General features: G+C 72.1%; 20 protein-coding genes. 8 read left to right on the top strand and 12 right to left on the bottom strand.

Annotated elements, in window-relative coordinates:
- Position 1: 1 nt before the first annotated feature.
- Positions 2 to 1,348 (bottom strand): extracellular solute-binding protein, encoded by a 1,347-nt coding sequence (locus AB0K00_RS16010; RefSeq protein ID WP_363521127.1) that lies wholly within the window; start codon positions 1,346 to 1,348, stop codon positions 2 to 4.
- A gap of 212 nt (positions 1,349 to 1,560) precedes the next feature.
- A complete protein-coding gene (locus AB0K00_RS16005; protein ID WP_363521124.1) occupies positions 1,561 to 2,556 on the bottom strand; it encodes a LacI family DNA-binding transcriptional regulator in 996 nt (331 codons plus the stop codon).
- A gap of 95 nt (positions 2,557 to 2,651) precedes the next feature.
- Between AB0K00_RS16005 and AB0K00_RS16000 the strand changes: the two genes are divergently transcribed.
- Positions 2,652 to 3,701 (top strand): nitronate monooxygenase, encoded by a 1,050-nt coding sequence (locus AB0K00_RS16000; protein WP_363521122.1) that lies wholly within the window; start codon positions 2,652 to 2,654, stop codon positions 3,699 to 3,701.
- Between the two features lie 7 nt (positions 3,702 to 3,708).
- On the opposite strand, the gene AB0K00_RS15995 is transcribed toward AB0K00_RS16000, so the two are convergent.
- The 5 genes from AB0K00_RS15995 to AB0K00_RS15975 all read right to left on the bottom strand — a co-directional run bounded on the left by AB0K00_RS15995 (position 3,709) and on the right by AB0K00_RS15975 (position 9,580).
- Positions 3,709 to 6,366 (bottom strand): RNA repair domain-containing protein, encoded by a 2,658-nt coding sequence (locus AB0K00_RS15995; RefSeq protein WP_363521120.1) that lies wholly within the window; start codon positions 6,364 to 6,366, stop codon positions 3,709 to 3,711.
- Positions 6,367 to 6,496: 130 nt separating this feature from the next.
- Positions 6,497 to 7,075, bottom strand: a complete 579-nt coding sequence (locus AB0K00_RS15990) for a TerD family protein (RefSeq protein ID WP_363521117.1) — start codon at positions 7,073 to 7,075, stop codon at positions 6,497 to 6,499.
- 31 nt (positions 7,076 to 7,106) lie between these two features.
- Positions 7,107 to 7,742 (bottom strand): hypothetical protein, encoded by a 636-nt coding sequence (locus AB0K00_RS15985; protein ID WP_363521114.1) that lies wholly within the window; start codon positions 7,740 to 7,742, stop codon positions 7,107 to 7,109.
- Between the two features lie 39 nt (positions 7,743 to 7,781).
- Positions 7,782 to 8,945 carry a DUF475 domain-containing protein gene (locus AB0K00_RS15980; protein ID WP_363521111.1) on the bottom strand — a complete coding sequence of 388 codons (1,164 nt, stop codon included), beginning with the start codon at positions 8,943 to 8,945 and terminating at the stop codon, positions 7,782 to 7,784.
- 50 nt (positions 8,946 to 8,995) lie between these two features.
- Positions 8,996 to 9,580 (bottom strand): TerD family protein, encoded by a 585-nt coding sequence (locus tag AB0K00_RS15975; protein ID WP_363521108.1) that lies wholly within the window; start codon positions 9,578 to 9,580, stop codon positions 8,996 to 8,998.
- A 311-nt stretch (positions 9,581 to 9,891) separates the two neighbouring features.
- On the opposite strand from AB0K00_RS15975, the gene AB0K00_RS15970 reads away from it, so the two are divergent.
- From AB0K00_RS15970 to AB0K00_RS15950, 5 genes are read left to right on the top strand one after another with little or no spacing between them, the layout of a single operon-like run.
- On the top strand, positions 9,892 to 10,470 hold the full coding sequence (locus AB0K00_RS15970) for a TerD family protein (protein WP_363521105.1): 579 nt from the start codon (positions 9,892 to 9,894) through the stop codon (positions 10,468 to 10,470).
- Positions 10,471 to 10,498: 28 nt separating this feature from the next.
- A complete protein-coding gene (locus AB0K00_RS15965) occupies positions 10,499 to 11,698 on the top strand; it encodes a toxic anion resistance protein (protein WP_363521102.1) in 1,200 nt (399 codons plus the stop codon).
- A gap of 7 nt (positions 11,699 to 11,705) precedes the next feature.
- Complete coding sequence (locus AB0K00_RS15960) at positions 11,706 to 12,191, top strand: hypothetical protein (RefSeq protein WP_363521099.1); 486 nt, start codon at positions 11,706 to 11,708, stop codon at positions 12,189 to 12,191.
- On the top strand, positions 12,188 to 12,763 hold the full coding sequence (locus tag AB0K00_RS15955) for a TerD family protein (protein WP_363521097.1): 576 nt from the start codon (positions 12,188 to 12,190) through the stop codon (positions 12,761 to 12,763). The genes AB0K00_RS15960 and AB0K00_RS15955 overlap by 4 nt, the downstream gene beginning before the upstream one ends.
- Positions 12,760 to 13,770, top strand: a complete 1,011-nt coding sequence (locus AB0K00_RS15950; RefSeq protein ID WP_363521094.1) for a hypothetical protein — start codon at positions 12,760 to 12,762, stop codon at positions 13,768 to 13,770. The genes AB0K00_RS15955 and AB0K00_RS15950 overlap by 4 nt, the downstream gene beginning before the upstream one ends.
- Here the strand turns inward: AB0K00_RS15950 and AB0K00_RS15945 are convergent.
- Positions 13,716 to 14,351 (bottom strand): ABATE domain-containing protein, encoded by a 636-nt coding sequence (locus tag AB0K00_RS15945; RefSeq protein ID WP_363521092.1) that lies wholly within the window; start codon positions 14,349 to 14,351, stop codon positions 13,716 to 13,718. The two genes, AB0K00_RS15950 and AB0K00_RS15945, sit on opposite strands and share 55 nt — an antisense overlap.
- A 79-nt stretch (positions 14,352 to 14,430) precedes the next feature.
- Between AB0K00_RS15945 and AB0K00_RS15940 the strand changes: the two genes are divergently transcribed.
- A complete protein-coding gene (locus AB0K00_RS15940; RefSeq protein ID WP_363521090.1) occupies positions 14,431 to 16,008 on the top strand; it encodes an aminotransferase class I/II-fold pyridoxal phosphate-dependent enzyme in 1,578 nt (525 codons plus the stop codon).
- Here AB0K00_RS15940 and AB0K00_RS15935 read toward each other — a convergent pair.
- On the bottom strand, positions 15,983 to 16,396 hold the full coding sequence (locus AB0K00_RS15935; RefSeq protein ID WP_363521088.1) for a hypothetical protein: 414 nt from the start codon (positions 16,394 to 16,396) through the stop codon (positions 15,983 to 15,985). The two genes, AB0K00_RS15940 and AB0K00_RS15935, sit on opposite strands and share 26 nt — an antisense overlap.
- A gap of 29 nt (positions 16,397 to 16,425) precedes the next feature.
- On the opposite strand from AB0K00_RS15935, the gene AB0K00_RS15930 reads away from it, so the two are divergent.
- Positions 16,426 to 17,283, top strand: coding sequence for an oxygenase MpaB family protein (locus AB0K00_RS15930; protein ID WP_363521086.1), 858 nt, complete (start codon positions 16,426 to 16,428; stop codon positions 17,281 to 17,283).
- Positions 17,284 to 17,293: 10 nt separating this feature from the next.
- Here AB0K00_RS15930 and AB0K00_RS15925 read toward each other — a convergent pair whose 3' ends face one another.
- From AB0K00_RS15925 to AB0K00_RS15915, 3 genes are all read right to left on the bottom strand, one after another.
- Positions 17,294 to 18,535 (bottom strand): sugar efflux transporter, encoded by a 1,242-nt coding sequence (locus tag AB0K00_RS15925; protein ID WP_363521083.1) that lies wholly within the window; start codon positions 18,533 to 18,535, stop codon positions 17,294 to 17,296.
- 74 nt (positions 18,536 to 18,609) lie between these two features.
- Positions 18,610 to 19,956 carry a class I SAM-dependent DNA methyltransferase gene (locus tag AB0K00_RS15920; RefSeq protein ID WP_363521081.1) on the bottom strand — a complete coding sequence of 449 codons (1,347 nt, stop codon included), beginning with the start codon at positions 19,954 to 19,956 and terminating at the stop codon, positions 18,610 to 18,612.
- A 3-nt stretch (positions 19,957 to 19,959) separates the two neighbouring features.
- The gene (locus tag AB0K00_RS15915; RefSeq protein ID WP_363521078.1) at positions 19,960 to 21,168 is read right to left on the bottom strand and encodes an ROK family protein; all 1,209 of its coding nucleotides are present in this window, start codon (positions 21,166 to 21,168) and stop codon (positions 19,960 to 19,962) included.
- Positions 21,169 to 21,311 lie beyond the last annotated feature (143 nt).

The following is a 21,311-nucleotide window of genomic DNA, read 5'->3' as shown; positions in this document are numbered from 1 at the left end:
GTTACTTGACTGTCGACAGGATCTGGTTGACCTGGGTCTCGGCGTCCTTGAGCAGCTGGTCGATGTTCGCGTTCGGGTCGGTGAGGACCTTCAGCATCGCGGTGTCCAGCGCGGCGTAGCACTGCTGCGCGGCCGGCGGCTCGACCTTCAGCGGGATGCCGGCGCCGGCCTTGTTGAACGGCGCGTAGTTGGCGGCGGGCACGTTGGCGTACTTGGTGTTGGCCGCGATGAGCTTCTGCTCCGACGCGCCGGTCCAGATGTTGGGCTCCGGGATGCCGACCGGCTGGTTCTTCTGCTTGTCGAGGGCCTTGTCGGCATCGACGCGGTCCGGGTCGAGCTTGCGGAACGCGAGCCACTGCAGGCCCGCCTTGATCTTCGCCGGGGACAGGCCGGCCTTGAACATGTACCCGTCGCCGCCGCCGAGGGTGGCCTTGCCGTCGGGGATGACGCCGAGGCCGTAGTCCTCGTACTTGCCCTTGTACTGGTTGACGATGTTGGGCAGGTCGCCGGTGCCGCCGATGAACATGCCGAGCTTGCCGGCGGCCATCTGGGTCAGCAGGTCGGCGTATTCGAGGGCCTGCTTCTCCGCCATCGACCGGTCGGTGAAGCGCATGTCCTTGAGCTGCTGCAGGACCTGCCTGCCCTGCGCGTTGTTGAAGGCGGCCTTGTACGTGTCGCCGTCCTTGACCGCGACCTCGCCACCGATGGAGTAGAGCTCGGCGGTGAAGTGCCAGCCGCCGGTGTTGTTCTTGCTGTAGTCGCCGTAACCGGTGATGCCGTTGCCGAGCGCGGTGATCTTCTTCGCGGCCTCGCGGACGTCGGCCCACGTCGTCGGCGGCTTGTCGGGGTCCAGACCCGCCTGCTGGAACAGGTTGCGGTTGTAGATCAGGCCGAGGGAGTAGTTGGCCGACGGCAGGCCGTAGACCTTGCCCTTGCTGTCGCTGAAGACCTGCATGAGGACGGGGCGGACGTCCTTGATCGCCGGCACCTCACCGAGATACGGCGTGATGTCGGAGACCTGCTTCTTCGCGATCAGGTTCTGCGGGTCGGTGAAGTAGACGTAGAAGACGTCCTCGAGCTGGCCGCCGGCCAGTTTCGCGCTGAACGTCTTCGGGTCCATCTGACCCTCTTTGGCGTCGATCTTGACGTTCGGGTGCTTCGCCTCGAAGTCCTTGATGTCCTTCTCGAAGTTGGCGCGGTTGTACTCGTCGGTGGCGGCGGGCATGCCGTTGACGGTGATCGTGACGGGACCGCCGGCCGCGTCCGAAGGTTCGTTCGCATCGCCACATGCGGCCAAGAGCAGTGACGCGCACAGCGTCACGCTCAGGGCGCCGCGCAGGTGCTTCATGGTGCCTCTCTCTCCACGAGCCAAAAGATCGGGTAGCGGACCCGAGGGGTGTGGCTTCTTGCTCACGACGTGTGAGGGCCGCGCCGCTGTGAACGGCGCGTGGAGACGAGAGTAGGACCATCGACATCAGAAAGTCCATAGCTTCTTGCAATCCAGTGCAAGAAGTAGCTGCTTCGCTTGCGTAGCCTTGCAAATGCAGTTGTATGCGCAGGTCAGAGGCTCTTTTTCACCGGTCCCGTGGAGTCGCGGACGATGAGCTCCGGGTCGTAGAGCTGCTCGTCGAGGGCAACCTTGCGCCCGTCGATCTGGGCGACGAGGGACGCGACCGCGGCCGCGCCGATGGTCTCGATCGGCTGCCGCAGCGTGGTCAGCGGCGGGTCGGTGTAGGCCATGTAGGTCGAGTCGTCGAACCCGATGACGGACAGGTCGCGGGGCACGTCCAGGCCCTGCTTGCGGGCTGCCCGGATGGCGCCGAGCGCCAGGGCGTCGCTGGCGCACACGACCGCCGTCGCACCCTGCGCGAGCAGCCCGTTCGTGGCCGCCTGGCCGCCCTCCATCGAGAACAGGGTGTGCGCGACGAGCTTGCGTGCCGGGCCCTTCACGCGGGCCAGGAACTCGGCGACCTTGCGGTCCGAGGGCACGTGCCCGGCGGGCCCGACGACGACGCCTATGCGCTGGTGGCCGAGGCTCTGCAGGTGCGCCAGGGCCAGGTCGACGGCCATCGCGTCGTCGACGCCGACCCGGGGCACGTCCCGGTTCTCGTCCGCCGGGTTGATCAGGATGATCGGCAGCTTGCGCTGCCGCAGCGCGGCGGCCTGCTCCGGGCCGGCGTCGGCGTAGCTGGCCGCGACGAACACGATGCCCGCGACCTGCCGGGCCAGGAGCATCTCGATGTAGTGCGCCTCGGAGACGCCGTCGGACGTGCGCGTGCACAGCACCGGCACGAGACCCTGCCGAAACAGCGCGCCCGCCATCGCCTCCGCGTACGCGGGGAAGATCGGGTTGTGCAAGTCGGGCAGCACCATGCCGACCAGCCGGGCCATCTCGCTGCGGTGCCGGAACGGCCGCTGATAGCCCATCACGTCCAGCGCGGTGAGCACGGAATCCCTGGTCGCGGCGGCGATGCCGGGCCTGTCGTGCAGCACCCGGCTGACCGTCGCCTCGCTCACGCCGGCGTATTTCGCGACCTTCGACAGTCTCGTGACCACGCCCGCAGTCTAACCAGTGGTCGTGCAAAAACGCCATCCGTCCGTGCAACGACTTGCATAACTCACGGTAGTCACGAAAGTTGTTACATTGGCCTGTGACCCGCATCGAGTTCCCCGGTCCCGTCCTCGCGGCGCCGATGGCCGGCGGCGCCGGCACGCCCGCGCTCCTCGCCGCGTGCGGCGGCGGCTTCCTCGCCGCCGGCTACCTGGCGCCCGACGACCTCGCCGCCCGCGTCGCCGAGGTCCGCGCCGGCGGCGGCTGGTTCGGCGTCAACCTCTTCGCCCCGTCACCCACCCCGGCCGACGCCGGCGCGCTGCACCGGTACCTGGAGGAGCTGCGGCCCGAGTTCGCCGTGTACGGCCTGTCCCCCGCCCTCCCGCCGGCCCCCGACGACGACCACTGGGCGGCGAAACTGGACCTGCTGCTCGCCGACCCGGTCCCGGCGGTCAGCTTCACGTTCGGCGTCCCGCCCGCCGCGACCGTCGCCGCGCTGCGCCGGGCGGGGACGCTCGTCCTGCAGACCGTCACCAACCCCGCCGAGGCCCTCGCGGCAGCCGAGGCCGGCGTCGACGCCCTCGTCGTACAGGCGTCCGCCGCCGGCGGGCACTCCGCGACGCTGACCCCCTCGCAGCCGCTCGGTGCGGCGTCGCTGCCGGAGCTCGTCGCGGCGGTCCTGGCCGTGACGCCGCTGCCGGTCGTCGCCGCCGGCGGCCTCGCGAGCTGCGCGGACGTGGCCGCCGCGTTGCACGCCGGGGCGGCCGCCACGATGGTCGGCACCGCGCTGCTGCGCACCGACGAGGCCGGCACCTCCGCCCCGCACCGCGCCGCCCTGACCGCCGCACTGTCCGCCGCGCTGTCGGCCGCCGCCTCCGGCGGGGGTCCCGCCGGCGGGCACGACACGGTGGTGACGCGGGCGTTCACCGGGCGGCCGGCGCGGGCGTTGCGCAACGGGTTCATCGACCGGCACGACGCGACCGCGCCGCTGGGCTACCCGCAGATCCACCACCTCACCGGCCCGCTGCGCCGGGCCGCGGCCGCCGCCGGCGACACCGACCGCGTCCACCTGTGGGCCGGCACCGGCCACCGGCACGCGGCGACCGGGCCCGCCGCCGCCGTGATCGCCACCCTGACCGCAGCCCTGTGACCCCTGGCTAGGCGGCGCGGACGAGCGTCGCGGGCAGCTCGGACGCGGCGACCGTGGCGCGCAGCACCTCGGGGTCGCCGCCGTCGACGCCGAGGGCGGCGGCTCGTGGGTACGGCCGGACCCGTGCCCCCACGTCCTCCAGCGCGAGGATCAGGCCCAGCACCCGGCCCTCCACGTCGCCGGCGAGCAGCACGCGGTGCTCGTGGGACCGGGAGCCGCCGCCCTCGAAGGCCTCCTGCAGCACGGCCGCGGTCGACCGGGTCATCGAGCGGGTCGTGTTGATGCCGGGCGGGGTCGGGGAGTACACGGGCCAGTAGGCGTGCCGTTCGCCGCGGCGCGGGCGCCGGGGGTGCCCGGCGCAGTGCCGCAGGAACCCGGCCAGGTCGGTGACGTAGTGCGCGCGGGCCTCCGCGACCAGGACCGCCCAGCTGAACCCGCCGACGAGCCCCCAGGCGGCGCCGTCGAGCTGCCGGTCCCGGGACCAGGCCCGGACCTCGCCGAGCAGCGCCCGGAACCCGGCGTCGGCGGCCGGCAACGCGTCGGCGTCCCGGACGGCGAGGACGGCCCGCAGGTCGGCGTCGTCGAGGGCGCCGAGGTCCAGGGCTGGGTCGCCGGGGTCGGCGCGCACGCGCTGCACGTCGACGCCGACCCCGCCGACGGTGGCCCGCACGACGGGGACGACGCTGCCGGCGAGGCGCGCGCCGTCGAGCAGCCCGGCGAGCCCGGCGAGGGCGTCCGGGGCGGCGGTGGCCCACACCAGGTCCAGGTCCGTCGCCGGGCCGGCGATCCCGAGCCGCACCGAGCCGACGACGTGCAGCCGCGTGCCGGGGTCGACGGCCGCGCAGGCGTCCGCGACGGCGTGCAGCGCGGCCCCGTGCGCCGGCGACGGCAGCCTGCTCCACGCCGGCAGCGCCACCACCGCCGGATGCGCGTCGGCCACGCCGCCGAGGGCGACGCTGTCCCGGACGGCGAACGGCTCGCCGTCACGGCGGCTGATGAGCTCCACGGACGAGACGGTGAACTCCAGGGGCACCCATTCGGCCTGCCATTGGCGTACCCGCGCGGCGACGTCGGACCCGGTGAGCTTCGCGACCGTCAGGTGCGGGGTGAACCCGCCGCGGCTGTCCTGCTCCACGCAGCCGGGAAACCGTTGCGCCAGCAGGGCCTGCAGCTCCCGCAGCGGGCCGGTGGGGGCCGGCTCCAGCCACACGGTGGTGCTGCCGCGGTGCTCGAAGGTGCGGAACGTCTCGAGCCGGATCCGCAGCGGCCCGAGCCCGGCGACGGCCTCGCGGACCGCCGCCGCCGCGGCCGGGAAGCCGGCTTCGGGGACGAACCCGTACACCAGGTTCACGTGCGGCATCCAGCGCTGGAAGGACGGGTCGTGCGCGGCGCGGATCGCCTGCAACGGCGCCCACACGGCCGGCGGCGGCCGGAGCACCAGCGCGGACGTGTGCACCGGCGCGGTGGTGACCACTGTGGACGGTGCCGCGTCCTGCAGCAGCGCGGTGACCCCGAAATGGTCGGACACGAAGCGGTCGCCGTCGAACGGGTGCTCCGCGAAGCGTTCGACGGCGAGCGGGACGAGCCCGCCGGGGGTGCCGGCGCGGACCAGGATCCGGTCCAGCCGCCGGGGGCGGCCGGTCACCGAGGCGAGGGCCGCGAGCGGGTTCACCGCCGGGTCGAATGTGAACCCGGCGTCGTGCGGGCGCAGCACCCGCCACGGGTCGGTGTACCCGTCCACGTCGGGCCGGGCGTCGTCGCCGAAGTTGAGGTCGGCCAGGACGACGGCGCCGTCGAGGTCGCCACGGCCGAGCCGCTCGTCGATGATGCGCAGCTGGTGTTCCCGGCGCTGCTCGGCGCCGGCGGTGTGGTCGCTGGTGAGGTGCGCGGCGACGAACCCGACCCGCCGCCCGTTCAGGTCCAGCAGGCCGAGGACCGTCCGCTTGTATGCGCTGAGCCGGTGCACCTCGATGGCCAGGGGCCAGCGGGCGAGCAGGACGGTGCCGTAGCCCGCCGCCGGGTCCGGCCCCACGGACACGTGGTATCCGGCCCGCACCCACGCCGCCGCCAGCAGCGTGTCCCACAGCGCCGGCGTCACCTCGTGCAGCGCGACGACGTCGGCGCCGAGCCCTTGCAGGACCTCGACGCAGGCGGGGACCCGCTGGTCCGGGTAGGTGAGGTCGCGGTCATACGCGTCGGACAGCACGTTGAACGTCGCCACCTGCACCGCGTCGACCCGCACGTCCCCGGGCGGGCCGGCCGGCACCCACGCGCCGGCCGCGGGGTCGAACCGCAGGCACGCCGCCGGGTCGAAGGCGATCTGCCGTCCCGTGCGTTGCGCGGCCTTCGCCGCGGGCCGCGGCCCGGGGTCCGCGGCCCCGATCGCGGTCAGGTCGGCGGCCGGTGTGTCGCCGGTGCCGAAGACCAGGTCGACCCGAGCATGGCGGTCCCAGACGGTGAGGTCGCCGGCCTTGACGTATCGGACCCGGTGCCACGGCACGTCCCCGCCGGCGACGAACAGCGGCAGCGGTGACTCCCGGATCCCGGCGCCCCGCTCCTCGTAGCCGACGACGAACCGGGTGGCGTCCAGCGCGGCGTCGAACCGGATCCTGGACACGACGTCCTGGACGGGACGCAGACTGCCGGTGCCGCGCCCCTTCGCCATGCCCGGGATCGTAGGCGCCCGGCGCAGGCGCGATCCACTCGTTATCGGCCCCGGTCATCGGCCCGGAGAAACACGACCGCGCCCGGTCCCCGCCGGAGAAACCGGCGGGGCGGGCGCGGGGTGCGCGGGATCAGAGGTGGGTGTTGACGGCCGGCAGCAGGTCGCGGAACGTGCGTCCGGAGGCCTGGGTGCCGATCGCGGTCATCGTCCAGCCCTGCTGGTCGCGGGTCAGCTTGCACATGACCTGCGCCGTGTGCGGGCCGGAGCCGCTGAGGTCGAAGCGGGCCAGCTCGGCGCCGTTCGTCTCGTCGATGAGGCGGCAATACGCGTTCTCGATCTGGGCGAAGCTCTGGCCGGTGAACGAGTTGACCACGAACACCAGCGTGCTGACGTTCAGCGACAGCGCGACCAGGTCGACGATGATGCTCTCGTCGTCGCCCTCGCCCGCGCCGGTGGTGTTGTCGCCGGTGTGCTGGACGGCACCGTCGGTGCTGCGCAGCTGCCGGAACCACACCTGGTCGACGAGCGCCTTGGCGCTGTCGAACAGCAGGCAGGACGCGTCCAGGTCGATCGACTGGGTCTTCAGCCCGCCGAACAGGCCCTTCTTCTTCATCGCGTCCCAGCCGAGGCCCATGCGGACCTTGGTGAGCGTGCCGCCGCCGCCCTTGACGAGCGAGACGGACTGGCCCTTGCTCAGACTCACACCCATACGTGCGCCTTCCAGAAAGTCGACAACGCTGTCATTTTCGGCCGGCCGCCCAGTTCATGCCCCAGCCGTAGGTCTCGTCGAGCAGACGCTGGCCACCGCGGACGTAGCGGACCTCGCGGCGGACGGACACGTCGGCGCCGTTGCCCTCGATCATCGCGATCGCGCACATCATGGCCGACGGGTCCGGCTCGTCGAGGTGGATCTCCAGCTGGGGGCCGGCGACCGGGAAGAGGGTCACCACGGCCTGGGCCGCGGCCCAGTTCGGGGTGCCCTCGTAGATGAACGCGAACACCAGGATCCGGCGGATGTTCGCCGCGTACCGCAGGTCGACGAACAGGTTCTCGCCGCCGGTGTTGGTGCCGCTGCGGTCGTCGCCGTCCAGGCGGCAGATCGGGTCACGGCCCAGGGTGTGCACGTCGCGCAGCGAGTTGCCGAGCGCCTGCACGACCCCCTTGGAGCCGTCGCTGTACTCGTAGAGGCAGCCGAGGTCCAGGTCGATGCCCTGCGGCTTGCGCTTGAACAGTCCACCCTTGGCGGCGGGCTGTGCCCAGTTGAGGTTGACCCGGAGGATGCCCGCGGTCCCGCCCTGCTTGGCGAGCGAGACCGCCGGTGCTGCCTTGGTCAGCGTGACCTTGGACAGCGAGACCGGGTTGTTCGGATTCGTCACGGCGTTGCCTGCCTTCCCGGACGGGGGACGCGGGTTGGGTTACGGGCGGCCGGCGAGGCTCTCGGCGCGTTCCTCCGCGGCCTCAGCGGCGCTGTTGCGCCGGTTGAGGATCACCGAGGACAGGAACGCGGCGAGGATGAAGCCGACACCGATCAGGCCGGTGACGACCTCGGGCACCTCGTACTTGATGCCGACCAGAAGGATTGCGGCGAGGGCGCCGATCGCCCAGTGCGCACCGTGCTCGAGGAACACGTATTCGCTCAGGGTGCCCTTGCGGACCAGATACACCGTCAGCGACCGGATGTACATCGCACCGACGCCGAGGCCGGCGGCGATGACGAAGATGTTCTGGCTGATGGCGAACGCGCCGATGACGCCGTCGAAGGAGAACGACGCGTCGAGGACCTCGAGGTAGAGGAACAGGAAGAACGCGGCCTTGCCGGCCACCTGGATGACGGCGTTCGGCCCGCCGGTGCGGCTGACGGAAGCCTCGACGTCGCCCGCGTCGCCGTGTATCCCGGCGGCCTTCTCGTCCTCGTCCTCGTCGTCTTCATCGCCGAGGCCACCAGCATTCTCGAAGAGTTCACCGAGGCTGTTGACCAGGATGTAGACGGCGATGCCGAGCACGCCGGACACCATGACCGTGCCGACGTCCTTGGCCAGGGTCTCCGCCGCGACGACGAGGATCGCCAGGGAGATCACGACCGACAGCTGGTCGAGCTTGCCGATCTTGGCAAGGGGCTTCTCCAGCCAGGTCAGCCAGGTGTGCTCGCGGGTCTCGAAGATGAAGTCGAGGAAGAGCACGAGCAGGAACATGCCACCGAACGCGGCGATACTCGGGTGCGCCTCGTGCAGCAGCGCGGCATAGGTGCCGGGCTCGTCGACCGACCCGCCCTCGAGGGCGAGCCGGACGACGTCGACCGGGTTGAGCTGGGCGGTGACGCCGACCAGCAGCAGCGGGAAGATCAGACGCATGCCGAATACGGCGATCAGGACGCCCACGGTGAGGAACAACCGCTGCCACCAGGGATTCATCCGTCCCAGCACGGTCGCGTTGACCACGGCGTTGTCGAACGACACCGAGATCTCCAGGACGCACAGAATGGCGACGATCAGGAACGCGGACGGCCCACCTAGGAAGAAGGCGGCAGCGAGTGTCACCGCGGTGACCCCCAGCGACCAGCCGAATGTCTTCAGGAACATCTGTCACACCGTTTCGGACTCATCTGGATGTTGCGGGTGCGCCGACCTTACTATCCGACGTTGACGCCGAAGTCCCCGGCGATGCCCCGCAGCCCGGATGCGTAGCCCTGACCGACCGCGCGGAACTTCCATTCGGCACCATTGCGGTACAATTCGCCGAACACCATCGCGGTCTCGGTGGAGGCGTCCTCGCTCAGATCGTACCGCGCGAGTTCGACGTCGTCGGCGCTGTTGAACACGCGGATGAAGGCGTTGCGGACCTGCCCGAAGGACTGCGAGCGGGTGTCTGCGTCGTAGATGGACACCGGGAAGACGATCTTGTCGATCTCGGCGGGCAGCGCGGCCAGGTTGACCTTGATCTGCTCGTCGTCGCCGCCGCCCTCACCGGTGAGGCTGTCGCCGGTGTGCTGGATCGCGCCGTCCGGGGTCGCCAGGTTGCCGTAGAAGATGAAGTGCTTGTCGGAGAAGACCTTGCCCTCGGCGTTCGTCGCAATCGCCGACGCATCGAGGTCGAACTCGGTGCCTGTCGTCGTGCGGACATCCCAACCGAGGCCGACGGTCACTGCCGTCAGACCGGCGGGACCCGCCTGCTTGGTCAGTGAGACGTTGCCACCTTTGGTCAGGCTGATGCCCATACCGATCTCCAGTCATTCGATGTTTTGCCGATGATCCCCCGGCGTCAGGCGGCGCCGGCGGCTGATCATGATGGTGCCCGCCCGAGAGTAGCGTCCGGCCGCCAGGAGAAGCCGACGTTCGCTCGTTCGTGCGGGCGCGTCTGCTTGAAGCGTTGCGGTAGGCTCCGCCTTGTTCGATCAATGTTCGACACTAGCCGGACGCGCGCTAGCTTTGAAGGCGGCTCCGGTGTCGTCGATCAGCCGGATGAATATATCCGACAGGCCGATCGGACATGGTTGACGACCACAACGAGAGCGCGAGGAGAGTTCCCATGTCCGTCACCCTCACCAAGGGCGGCAATGTCTCGCTCACCAAGCAGGCGCCGAACCTTCGCGCGGTGATGATCGGCCTCGGCTGGGATGAGCGGTCCACCAGCGGCGCCGAGTTCGACCTCGACGCGAGCGCCCTCATGCTCGGCGAGAACGGCAAGATCCTTTCCGACCTGCACTTCGTCTTCTTCAACAACCTGAAGAGCCCGGAGGGGTCGGTCGAGCACACCGGCGACAACCTCACCGGCGGCGGCGACGGTGACGACGAGAAGATCCTGGTGCAGCTCGGCCAGGTGCCGGCGGAGTGCCACCGGATCGTGTTCCCGGTGTCGATCTATGAGGCGCCCCAGCGCGGCCAGAACTTCGGGCAGGTCCGCAACGCCTTCATCCGGGTGGTCAACCAGGACGGTGGCGCCGAGCTCACCCGCTATGACCTCACCGAGGACGCCTCCTCGGAGACCGCGATGATCTTCGGCGAGCTCTACCGGCACAACGGCGAGTGGAAGTTCCGCGCCGTCGGCCAGGGGTATGCCTCCGGGCTGGCCGGGATCGCCCGCGACTTCGGCGTCAACGTCGGCTGACCTGCACCAGAACGAGAGGGTCCCTGGAATGTCCGAACTCGATCTCGGCGGCCCCCCGCAACAGGGCGCGCTGGTGCTGACTCCTCCCGCTCCGGTCGTGGTCGTGGAGCCGGCTCAGGCGGCAGGTGCGGTGCCCGTGCAGTCCGAGAAGCAGGTGGAGCTGCGCAAGAAGGCCGCCGCCTTCGTCGAGGAGCTGGCCGCGATCGACACCAACTCGCCGGCCTTCCAGAAGAAGGTCACCTCGATCACGTCGATGGGCGAGCAGGACATGCGCGCGGCGGCCGGGATGTCCAACCGCATGTTGGAGCGTCCCGCCGCCGCCCTGGGCCGCGGCCGGGGCCGCACCCCCGACGACGCCCAGACCAGGGTCGCCAACACCCTCATCGACCTGCGCACCACGATCACCGACCTGGACCCCAACCGGGCCGACCTGACCGGGGTGCAGAAGGTCCTGAAGTGGCTGCCCGGCGGTGACAAGATCGACCGGTATTTCGCCAAGTACAAGTCGGCGCAGTCACACCTCAACGCGATCATCGTCTCGCTGGACTCCGGCCAGAACGACCTGCGCAAGGACAACGCGGCCATCGAGACCGAAAAGGTCAACATGTGGACCACGATGGGCCGCCTCGCCGAGTACAACGAGCTCGCCGCGGCCCTCGACAGCGCGATCGAGGCGAAGGTCAACGCCCTGGAGGCGGCCGGCCAGACCGAGGCCGCCGCGACCCTGCGCTCCGACGCGCTGTTCCCGGTCCGGCAGCGCCGGCAGGACATCATGACCCAGATGGCGGTCAACGTGCAGGGCTACATGGCCCTTGACCTGGTCCGCCGCAACAACCTGGAGCTCATCCGCGGCGTCGACCGGGCGCAGACGACCACCATCGCCGCGCTGCGCATCGCGGTGATCGTGTCGCAGGCCCTGGCCCGGCAGAAGCTGGTGCTGGACCAGATCACCCAGCTCAACACGGTCACCTCGAACCTCATCGAGGCCACGTCCCAGCAGCTCAAGACGCAGGGCGCGGCGATCAACCAGCAGGCCGCGTCGGCCACCATCGACATCAACAAGCTGCAGGCCGCGTTCGACAACGTGTTCGCCACCATGGACGCGCTCGACACGTTCCGCGCGCAGGCGGTCGACTCGATGGCGCAGACCGTCCAAGCCCTGGAGGGCCAGATCCAGCGGGCCGCGCCGTATCTCGAGCGCACGCGGCGCGGCGAGCAGACCGGCTGACCCACCCGTGCGCTGGCTGCGATGGTGGGGGGACGCCGACGACGACGCGGCTCCCGCCGCCGAACCCACTGGCGACCAGGTCAACGACCCGGAGCAGATCCGCCGGCGGATCGTGGACGCCGAGCACTTCGTCAACCAGCACGCGTCCCGGCTGCCGGCGTCCGCCGTCGTCAAGGCGCGCTGGCTCACCGACACGCTCCGGGAGATCCTGGACACCTCGGCGACCCGGCCCCTCGACATCCACGCCGTCCTGCTGGTCCGCAACACCGTCGAGGACTTCCTGCCGACCACCCTGCGCAGCTACCTGACTCTGGAGGCGTCGATGCGCGACCGGCCCGCCGCGGTCCCTGAGCTCCTCGAGCAGCTCGACCTGCTGCAGGAGGCCGCGTCCAACATCCTGGTCGCCGTGCGCGGCCAGGACCGTGACGCCCTCGCCACCCAGGGCAACTTCCTGCGGACCAAGTTCTCCGGCTCCGACCTGGACCTCCCGTGAGCGCGGCCGTCAAGGAGATGAAGCGGGGGGCGAACGTCACGCTCACCCGGGAGATCCCCGACCTTCGCGGGGTCGTGCTCGGGGTGCAGTTCAGCGCCGGTCTCGAGCAGGTCCTGGTCGACAACATCGTGGTCGCCGCGATCCTCTGCCGCGGCGACGGTGACGCAGTGTCCGACCGGCACTTCGTGTACTTCAACCAGCTCGCCTCGCCCGACCTGTCGGTGCAGCAGCTGCGAGAGGTCATCGGCGAGGACCGCGACCAGATCGAGGTCGACCTGCGCGCCGCGCCGGCCGAGGTCACGCGCATCGTCGTCGTCATGTACGTCAACGAGGGCACCGCGGTGCGCCGCACCCTCGGCCGGTTGAAGTCGTGCGTCATCAGGGTGCTGAACCTCGACGGCAACGCGGAGCTGATCCGTTCGGAGAACCTGGCGCCCGCCCTGGACGCCGAGACCGGCCTGGCGCTCGGCGAGCTGTACCGGCACAGCGGCGGCTGGAAGTTCAAGGTCCTCGGCGACGGATATGCGGGCGGCGTCACCGCCCTCGCCGCCGACTACGGGATCCGGTTGTGAGCGGCACGGAAGACCTGTCCTGGCTGCGGCACCGCGGCCCCGTCCACGCCACCACCACCGCCGACGACCTGTCGTGGATCCGGCACCGGCGGGTCCCGGCCGGGGCGACCGCGACGGCGACCCGCACCGCCCCGGCGGTCCCCACAACCCCCACGCCCGCGGTGGTTCCGGCGGTTCCCGTGGCACCGCCGGACACGTCCCTCGACCTCTCCGGTGCCGACACCTCCCTGGATCTGTCCAGCGGCAGCGGTACGCCACCGCCCGCGGGAGACACGTCCCTGGACCTGGACCTGCCGGACCGCGGGACACCCCCGGACCTGTCCGTCGGGGGCACGTCCCTGGACCTGTCCGGCGAGACGACCCAGGACCCGGTGCCCTTCTCCGCGCCACCGTTCACCACGCCACCGGCCGCCGCGGCCGCGGTTGCCGCACCCGCGGCGGGCCCGCCGGCGTTCACCCCGCCGCGCACCAGTGCCTCCGCGCCGACGGTGCTGTCGCCGCGCCGCCCGTCGGTGCAGCTGAACCGGCTGCAGTCCGGCATCGGCGCGCTGACCTTCGAGGCGGCCTGGACGCCGGACGAGGGGTTCGTGCTCGGCTGCGCCTACCAGATGGACTCCGGCTGGTCGTCGGTGCTGCGCCCGGGCGAGACGTTCGGCCCGCTCGTCATGGACCGGCGCGCCGGGCACCAGCGGCTGCGCCTGGACCTGCTGCACGGCCGGCACCTGCAGCGGCTCATCGTGTTCGGGGTGCCCGCGGCCGACCCCGGGCCGCACTGGGCCGGCACGCTGCTCATCAGCACCCACGGCCACGCCCGCATCGAGATCCCCATCGAGCCCCCGCCGCCGGGTCCGACGGTGCTGCTGTCGCTGTACAACGTCGACGGCGAACTCGTCCTGCGCGCGGAGGCACAGACGGTGCCCGGCCGGATCCGCGACGCGTGCCTGGCCTTCGGCTACGACCGTATCGCCTGGCGCGACGCCGACACCGCGATCCCACCCGCTGCCTGACCGGCGCCGCGCCGAACCGCGCTGTCCTGAACCGCGCTGCCCTGACCGGCGCCGCGGCGGGCCCGGTAGGCGGCGGCCTTGACGCGGTTGCCGCACTCCTCCATGCCGCACCAGGCGCGGTTGCCGGCCCTGGAGCGGTCGACGAACAACCGGGTGCACTCCGGCAACGCGCATTCCCGGACCAGGGCCAGGTCCGGCCCGCCGAGCAGCTCGACCGCCGCGACGGCCACGGCCGCCCCGACCTGCGCCGCCCCACCCACCCGGCGGATCCCGCCGGTGGTGAGGCTCACCCCGGGCCGTGTGACGGCGGCGGCCGCGTTCAGCGCGCGCAGGTCCCTCGCCGGCCACGACCGCCGCTCCAGCGTCGCGGTGACGAGCCGGTAGACCTGCTCCCGCAGGGCGACCAGCGCCTCTAGGTCCACTGTGGACAGTTGCGGGGCGGACGTCAGCACGCCCGCCGCCACCGCCCAGCGGGCCGCGTCCGCGGGGGTGGCGAGGAGCTCCTCCGGGGCGCTGCGGCGCCACTTGAGCGTGCCGGCGAAGTCGAGGGCGAGGTCACCGCTGACGAACACGAACGTCACGTCACCACCTTGACAGGTGACGCGGTCCCGGCGCAAGGTGAGCGTCACCGGTCAGACAGGTGACGCGAAGGGGACGGGCATGATCAGCGCCGAGGAGTACCTCTACTACACCGACCGCGCACTGGACGGCATGGTCGGCATCGTCACCGAGCTCGGCGACGAGCGGGCGGGCCGCCGGCCGATGCCCGGGGCGAACTCACCGTTCGCGCTGCTCACGCACTGCCTCGGCGTGGTCGAGTTCTGGGCCGGGACCCTCGTCGCGGGCCGGCCGACCGAGCGCGACCGGGACGCCGAGTTCACCGCCGAGGGCCGCGTCGAGGACCTGGTGGCCCGGGTCGCCCAGGTGCGGGCGCGGTTCGCCGCCGACGTGCGCGGCGCGTCGCCGCACGACCCGCCCCGCGGCACGCCGCCGCCCGGGTTCCAGGGCCCGGACCGGGTCGGGACCCAGGGCGCCGCGCTGCAGCACGTCTTCGAGGAGCTCGCCCAGCACCACGGCCAGATGGAAATCCTGCGCGACTGCATCTGCCCCGCCCGCGGCGACGACACGGCGCGGCTGCGGGCCGGGCACGGCGTCAAGTGGGGCTCGACGGCGCCGGACACCATCGGCGCCTGGGTCGCCGACATGGACCTCGGGGTCTCCCCCGCGATCCGGGACGGCCTGCTGGATCTGGTGCACCGCGAGGACTTCGGCTACCCGTTCTGGCGCGGCGAGGACCCGGTCGTCGCCGCGTTCGAGGACTGGATGCGCCAGCGGCACGGCTGGGATCCGCGACCCGGGCGGACCAGGATCTTCACCGACCTGCTGCAGATCCTGCAGGTGATGATCGAGCACACGACCGCGCCCGGCGACGGGGTCGCGATCCACGTGCCGGCGTACCCGCCGTTCCTGGCCAGCATCGCCCGCGCCGGGCGGCGGATCGTGCCGCTGCCGATGCTCGAGGACGGCCCGCGCTGGACGTTCGACACCGAACGGCTCGCGGAGCGGCTCGCGGGCTGCCGGCTGCTGGTCGTGGTCAACCCGCACAACCCGACCGGCCGGGTCTTCGACCGGGCCGAGCTCGAGTCCCTGGCGACCGTCGCGGAGCAACTCGACCTGGTGGTGCTGGCCGACGAGGTGCACGCCGACCTCGCGTACGGGCCGCACCGGCACGTCCCGTTCGCCTCCCTCGACCCGTCGGCCGCCGCCCGGACCGTCACCGCGACGTCGGCGACCAAGGCGTTCAACCTGGCCGCGCTGCGCCTCGCCGTCGCGCACGTCGGACCGGAGACGGTGCGGGCGTCACTGGACGCGCAGCCCCTCGACCTGTACGGCACGCCGAGCATCGTGGGCCGGGTCGCGACGGTCGCCGCGTGGCGGGAGTCGACCGGCTGGCTGGAGCGGACCCGGGCGCTGCTGCGGGCCAACCGGGACGCGGTCGCCGCGCGGCTGCCGCACCGGCCGCCGGAGGCCACCTACCTGAGCTGGATCCCTTGGGGTGGCACGGATCCGGCCGGGGAGCTGGAGCGGACCGCGAAGGTCAGGCTCAGCGCGGGCGCCGAGTTCTCCGCGGGGACCACAGTGGACACCGCGGGCTTCGTCCGCCTCAACTTCGCGACCGGCCCCGCCGTCCTCACCGAGATGCTGGACCGGCTCACCGGCGGCGGTGCTCCCCGATGACCTCCTGCGGCACCTGCAGCACATCGGCCAGCCAGGTGGAGGTGGCGACGGCATCGCTGCCGACCACCACCGACCAGCGGTCGTAGTCGATCCGGTAGCCGAAGTTCACGCCGCCCGGGCGCTGGGTCAGGTTGGCGAAGTCGGCGGCGTCGAGGGCGGCGCGCAGCCGCCGGTGCTGCCTCTGGGTCAGCCAGGACCAGACCGGGTCCTGCTCGCCGGCCAGCACCTTGCCGGACTCCCAGATCACCACCGTGTCATAGCGGCCGGCGACCCCGCCGCCGCTGCGCACCCGGATCAGCACCTCGTCGCCACCGAACCACAGCGCCGCACCGGCCAGGAGGACGGCCACCACCAGGAGCGCCGACCGGCGCCGCGCTGATTTCACCATGAGCCACCGGATCCGTAGACTGCTCAGCCATGCGGGGGATCAGAAGGGGTCGATATGACAATCTGCGACGCATCGAGGCGAGCGACGCGGGCGTCGACTACCTGCTGATCCACCAGCTGACGCTGCGCGAGGAGTTCCCCTGGGACATGCGTATGGCGTTCAATCTAGCGTTCAACCGGTCGTTCGCACTGCCCCGCGTCGCCGAGCGCCTCGTCGAGACCGGCCGGGTGCTGACCGAGCCGCGCCGGCGCGCCGACGACACCGGCATCATCATGTACGAGATCCTCCTGCACGGCTTCGAACACCCCCGTGGACGGCTGGCGCTGCGCCTGCTGAACGAGGCGCACCGGCACGTGACCGCCGACAACGGTGACAGCGTCTACGTCCTGGCCGCCCTGGTGGTCGTGCCGATGCGGTGGTTGCAGCGGTACGGGTGGCGCGTCCCCGCCGAGCAGGAGCGTGAGGCGGCCGCCCGCTACTACCGCGAGATCGGGCTGCGGATGGGGGTCCGTGACATCCCGGCCGGCTACCGGGCGTTCGAGGACTGGTTCGACGCCTACGAGGCGGCGCACCTGCGGCACACCCCGCAGGCGGAGCGGATCGAGCGGGTCACCCGGGAACTGCTGCGCGGCCGCATCCCGAAACCGTTGCGGGGCGCGGCCGACGCGCTCATCGCCGCCCTCTACGACCCGGCGCTGCGCCGCGCCTACGCGGTCCCGGACCCGCCCGCCTGGGCGCGGGCGGGGCTGCACGGGGCGTTACGGGCGCGGGCGTTGCTGCTGCGGCTGGCCCGGCCGCGCACCACACCGCTGTTCGCCGACGGGATCGTCACGAAGTCCTACCCCGACGGCTACGACCTGGCGAAGCTCGGCCGGCCCCCGTCGTGAGCCACCGGCCCTAGGGACCGGCATCGGCGGGCTCTGGTCGTACCGACGCGGAAAACGCCGACCACGGCGCTCTGGATGTCAGCAGCAGCACCAGCCCGGCGGCGCACAGCGTCGCGCCGGCGGCGTAGGCGTAGCGGTAGCCGAAGTGCTGGGCGAGGCCGAACAGGGGCCCGGCGAGGATCGCGGCGACCGGGTAGGCGTTGCCGGCGAGGGTCGCCGCGCGCCCGGGCTCGCCGGGCAGCATCTCCTGCACGTAGGAGATGCCGAGGCCCTGCACGGCGGCGATGAAGCTCGCGTTCACCAGCTGCGCGGCCGCGACCTGCCAGGTGTGCGTGGACGCGGCGACGAGCACGTAGTAGACGACGCCGAGACCGGCGCCGATCATGATCAGCCGGTGCAGCGGCCACCGGGTGGACAGCGCGCCGAAGCCGAGCATCAACGGGATCTCCAGAGCGGCGCACAACCCCAGCACCAGGCCGGCGTCGCGCACCGACCCGCGCAGGTCGTGGCTGAGGTACAGCGCCATCGCCTGCACGCCGAGCGTCCCGGCCGCCTGCAGCAGGGTGAGCGCGGCGACGACCGCCAGCACGCGTCCGCGCGCCGATCCGGCCTCGGCGCGCGACGGTTTCGGCGCCGACACGACGTCGTCGAGCACGAACACGGCGACGAGCACGGCCACCGCGTACATCACGGCGGCGGTCAGGTACAGCGCGCGGAACCCGCCGGCGTCCAGGAGCAGCGCAGCGAGCGGCGGCCCCGCCACCCAGGCGATCGAGAACAGCATCCGCAGCGTGCTGATGGTCATCGCGGTCCGGGTCGAACCGCGCCGCTCCAGGATCTCCCGGGCGTAGGCGAACGCCTGCGGGAACAGCGACCCGCTGATCGCGGTCACCGTCACGGTCAGCGCCAGCAGCACCCAGTAGTCGCGGACGAACGCGGTCGCGGTCGCGCCGATCCCACCGGCGGCGGCCGACGCGGCGAGGATCTGCCGGCGGATCGGCCGCCGGTCCGACAGCCGGCCGATGAGGGTCGAGGACACGACCATCGACACCGGACCGGCGACGAGGAACGCGGCGACGTGCAGCGGGTCGGCCTTGACCGCGGTGCTGAGGAACAGCGACACGAACGGTCCGACGACGGCGGCCGACAGCCCCACGAACAGGAACATCGCGCCGAGCGGCACGAGGAGCCGCCCCACCCCGGGCGCCCGGCCGGTTGCCTCATTGACAGGGGTGCTGGCCGGTGCGCTCATTACCACGAGTCGTTACGTTACCGCTAAAGACGATGCCGTTGCGCCGAATTACGGTCCGGGCGGCGTGAACCGGATCACCCGCCGCCGGGCTCCAGTTCCGCGGCCACGGCCTCGAACTCCCGCAGCGCCGCGGTCAGGTCCGCGACGATCGCGCGGGCGAGGCGCTGCGGCTCCTGCCCGCCATCTCCGCTGCTCTCGCCGCTTTCGCCGTTCTCGCCGCTTTCGCCGGGTTCGCCGGTCCAGGTCAGGTCGAGGTCGGTCCGTTCGCGGGCGAGCAGCGCGGCGTGCCCGAACGGGCGGAACCTCGCGCCGGGCACCCGGGACGTGCGCGGCTCGCCCGGCCGGTACGCGGCGACGAACCCGTCGAGGTGCTCGCGGCGCAGCGGGTCCTGTTTCAGCGTGAAGTGCACGCCGGCGCGCAGGTCGTACACCCACAACACCCCCGACGGCGGGGTCCGGTCGAAGAACAGGACGTTGGCCTTCACGCCCTGTGCGTAGAAGATGCCGGTCGGCAACCGCAGCAAGGTGTGCAGGTCGAAGTCGCACAGCAGCCGGCGGCGGACCGTCTCGCCGGCGCCGCCCTCGAACAGGACGTTGTCCGGCACCACGACGGCGGCCCGCCCGCCGGTGTCGAGGATCGTGGCGATGTGCTGCACGAAGTTGAGCTGCTTGTTGGCGGTGGCGGCGGTGAAGTCGGCGCGGGCCGGCGCGCGCTCGCCGGCGCGGCGGCCGAACGGCGGGTTGGACAGCACCACGCTGTAGCGGCGGCCCGGGTCGGCGGCCAGGGCGTCGCCGACCTCGACCGGCGACGGGCCGTCCGGGGTGCCGATGCCGTGCAGGAGCAGGTTCATCGCGGCGAGGCGGGCGGTGCCGTCGACGAGCTCCACGCCGGCGACGCTCGTCGCGGTCCTCGCCGCCTCGAGCAGGAAGCCGCCCGTGCCGGCGGCCGGGTCGACGACCGTGTCGGCGGGAGTGGGGCGCACGCAGGCGACCATGGCCTGGACGACGGGGCGCGGGGTGAAGTACTGGCCGGCGCCGGACTTCACGTCCTCGGCGCCGCGGGACAGCAGCTCCTCGTAGGCGGCGCCGGCGACGTCGGCACCGGACCCGGTCCAGTGCTCCCGGTCGATGAGCACGATCAGCCGGCGCAGCTTCGCCGGGTCCTGGATCCGGTTGCGGGCGCGGGAATACACCGTGCCGAGGGCGCCGGGGCGGCCGGCCAGCTCGTCGAGCAGGTCCTGGTAGACGGCGGGCGTGCTGCGCAGCCGCCGCCAGCCGACGTCCGCGCCGCGCTCCTCGGCCATCTTCAGGAACAGCAGGTAGGTCAGCTGCTCCACGTATTCGACGGCGCCGACCCCGTCGTCGCGCAGCACGTGGCAGAACGACCAGAGCCGGTCGACCAGCCGACGGGCGTCAGTCACCCGTCACAGGGTAGGGGACGCGGCCGCGAACGGGACGGTGTCCACGCCCAGCGCGAGCGCCACCCCGCCGAGGGCCGCGGCCCGCAGCGACAGGGCGCTCTGCACGACCTCGACCGATGCCGCCGCGGCGGTGAACGCCGTCTCGGCGAGCCCCCGCTGCAACGGCTCGCGGAGGATGTCGGTTGCCGCGCCGAGCTCGTCGCCGAGCAGGACCCGCTGCGGGTTGATCAGGTTGACGAGGTTGCCGAGCGCGTAGCCGAGCTGGGTGCCGGCGTCGGCGAGGAGCCTGCGGCAGCCGGGGTCGCCGGCCTGCGCGAGCGTGATGAGTCCGGCGAGGTCGGTGAGCTCGGGATGCGACAGCCGCGCGTGGCTGAGCAGGGCCCGCCCGCCGACGGACAGCTCGACGCAGCCGCGGTTGCCGCACCGGCACACGGGGCCCCTCGCGTCGAGGGTCACGTGGCCGAGCTCGCCCGCGGTCCCGGCGGCGCCCCGGTAGAGCCTGCCGTCCAGCACGATCCCGGCGCCGATGCCGGTGGCGAGCTTGACGTAGACCAGGTCGGCGCAGCCGCGGCCGGCGCCCCACACGTATTCGCCGAGGGCGGCCAGGTTGGCGTCGTTGTCGACCCGGACGGGCAGCGACAGCCGGGCCGTGAGCTCGTCGGCCGGCAGCACGTCCGCCCAGCCGGGCAGCATCCCGGGTGACCCTATGCGCCAGTCCCGGGTGATCGGCGCCGGGACCCCGAGCCCGACACCGACGACGTCGGCGCGGGTGGCGCCGATGCCGCGCAGCGCGGCGTCGACGAGGGTCGTGCCGAGGTCCAGGGCCTCGCGGGGCCGGTCGTCGATGTCGAAGTCGGTGCGGGACTGCCGCTCGGTCAGCACCGCGTGGCCGAGGTCGGCGAGCGCGACCCGCACGTGCCGGCGGCCGACGTCGACGCCGACCGCGATCCCGGCCCGCCGGGTCAGCCGCACGACGGACGCGGGGCGGCCGCCGACCGGCTTGGCGGCGGCACCCACCTGCTCGCTCACCAGGTCGGCGCCGCCGAGGTCGGCGAGGGCCGAGGACACGGTCGGGCGGGACAATCCGCTGAGGTGCACCAGCTCGGCGCGGGTGCGGGGACCATACAGGCGCAGCGTCTCGGCCACCCGCCGGCCGGCGCCGCCCGTCTCGGGATGCCAGAGGGTGTGAGGGTCGATGCGCTGGGCCACCACGGCGCGATCCTCATCGGGCAGGCGTGTTCTGTCAAGGACTTACCGAAAGTAACGCCCCAAACCGGTATGCGGCGATGGCATATGTCAGGTATTGACAGAACTCTGCTGAGGTGCTGTTCCGCGCCCGTGGTCGTCGGTCGCGG

Origin of the sequence: Dactylosporangium sp. NPDC049525, from assembly GCF_040676755.1 — a bacterium.
Taxonomy (GTDB): domain Bacteria; phylum Actinomycetota; class Actinomycetes; order Mycobacteriales; family Micromonosporaceae; genus Dactylosporangium.
The sequence above is the reverse complement of the archived record's forward strand: the minus strand, read 5'-3'. Positions and strand labels throughout refer to the sequence as shown.

Excerpts from the sequence above, each read along its gene's own strand:
- AB0K00_RS15965 (WP_363521102.1), top strand. The coding sequence starts at position 10,499 with ATGTCCGAACTCGATCTCGGCGGCCCCCCGCAACAGGGCGCGCTGGTG.
- AB0K00_RS15935 (WP_363521088.1), bottom strand. The coding sequence starts at position 16,396 with ATGGTGAAATCAGCGCGGCGCCGGTCGGCGCTCCTGGTGGTGGCCGTC.
- AB0K00_RS15980 (WP_363521111.1), bottom strand. The coding sequence starts at position 8,945 with ATGTTCCTGAAGACATTCGGCTGGTCGCTGGGGGTCACCGCGGTGACA.
- AB0K00_RS15975 (WP_363521108.1), bottom strand. The coding sequence starts at position 9,580 with ATGGGCATCAGCCTGACCAAAGGTGGCAACGTCTCACTGACCAAGCAG.
- AB0K00_RS15940 (WP_363521090.1), top strand. The coding sequence starts at position 14,431 with ATGATCAGCGCCGAGGAGTACCTCTACTACACCGACCGCGCACTGGAC.
- AB0K00_RS15930 (WP_363521086.1), top strand. The coding sequence starts at position 16,426 with ATGCGGGGGATCAGAAGGGGTCGATATGACAATCTGCGACGCATCGAG.
- AB0K00_RS15970 (WP_363521105.1), top strand. The coding sequence starts at position 9,892 with ATGTCCGTCACCCTCACCAAGGGCGGCAATGTCTCGCTCACCAAGCAG.
- AB0K00_RS15995 (WP_363521120.1), bottom strand. The coding sequence starts at position 6,366 with ATGGCGAAGGGGCGCGGCACCGGCAGTCTGCGTCCCGTCCAGGACGTC.
- AB0K00_RS15990 (WP_363521117.1), bottom strand. The coding sequence starts at position 7,075 with ATGGGTGTGAGTCTGAGCAAGGGCCAGTCCGTCTCGCTCGTCAAGGGC.
- AB0K00_RS15925 (WP_363521083.1), bottom strand. The coding sequence starts at position 18,535 with ATGAGCGCACCGGCCAGCACCCCTGTCAATGAGGCAACCGGCCGGGCG.
- AB0K00_RS16010 (WP_363521127.1), bottom strand. The coding sequence starts at position 1,348 with ATGAAGCACCTGCGCGGCGCCCTGAGCGTGACGCTGTGCGCGTCACTG.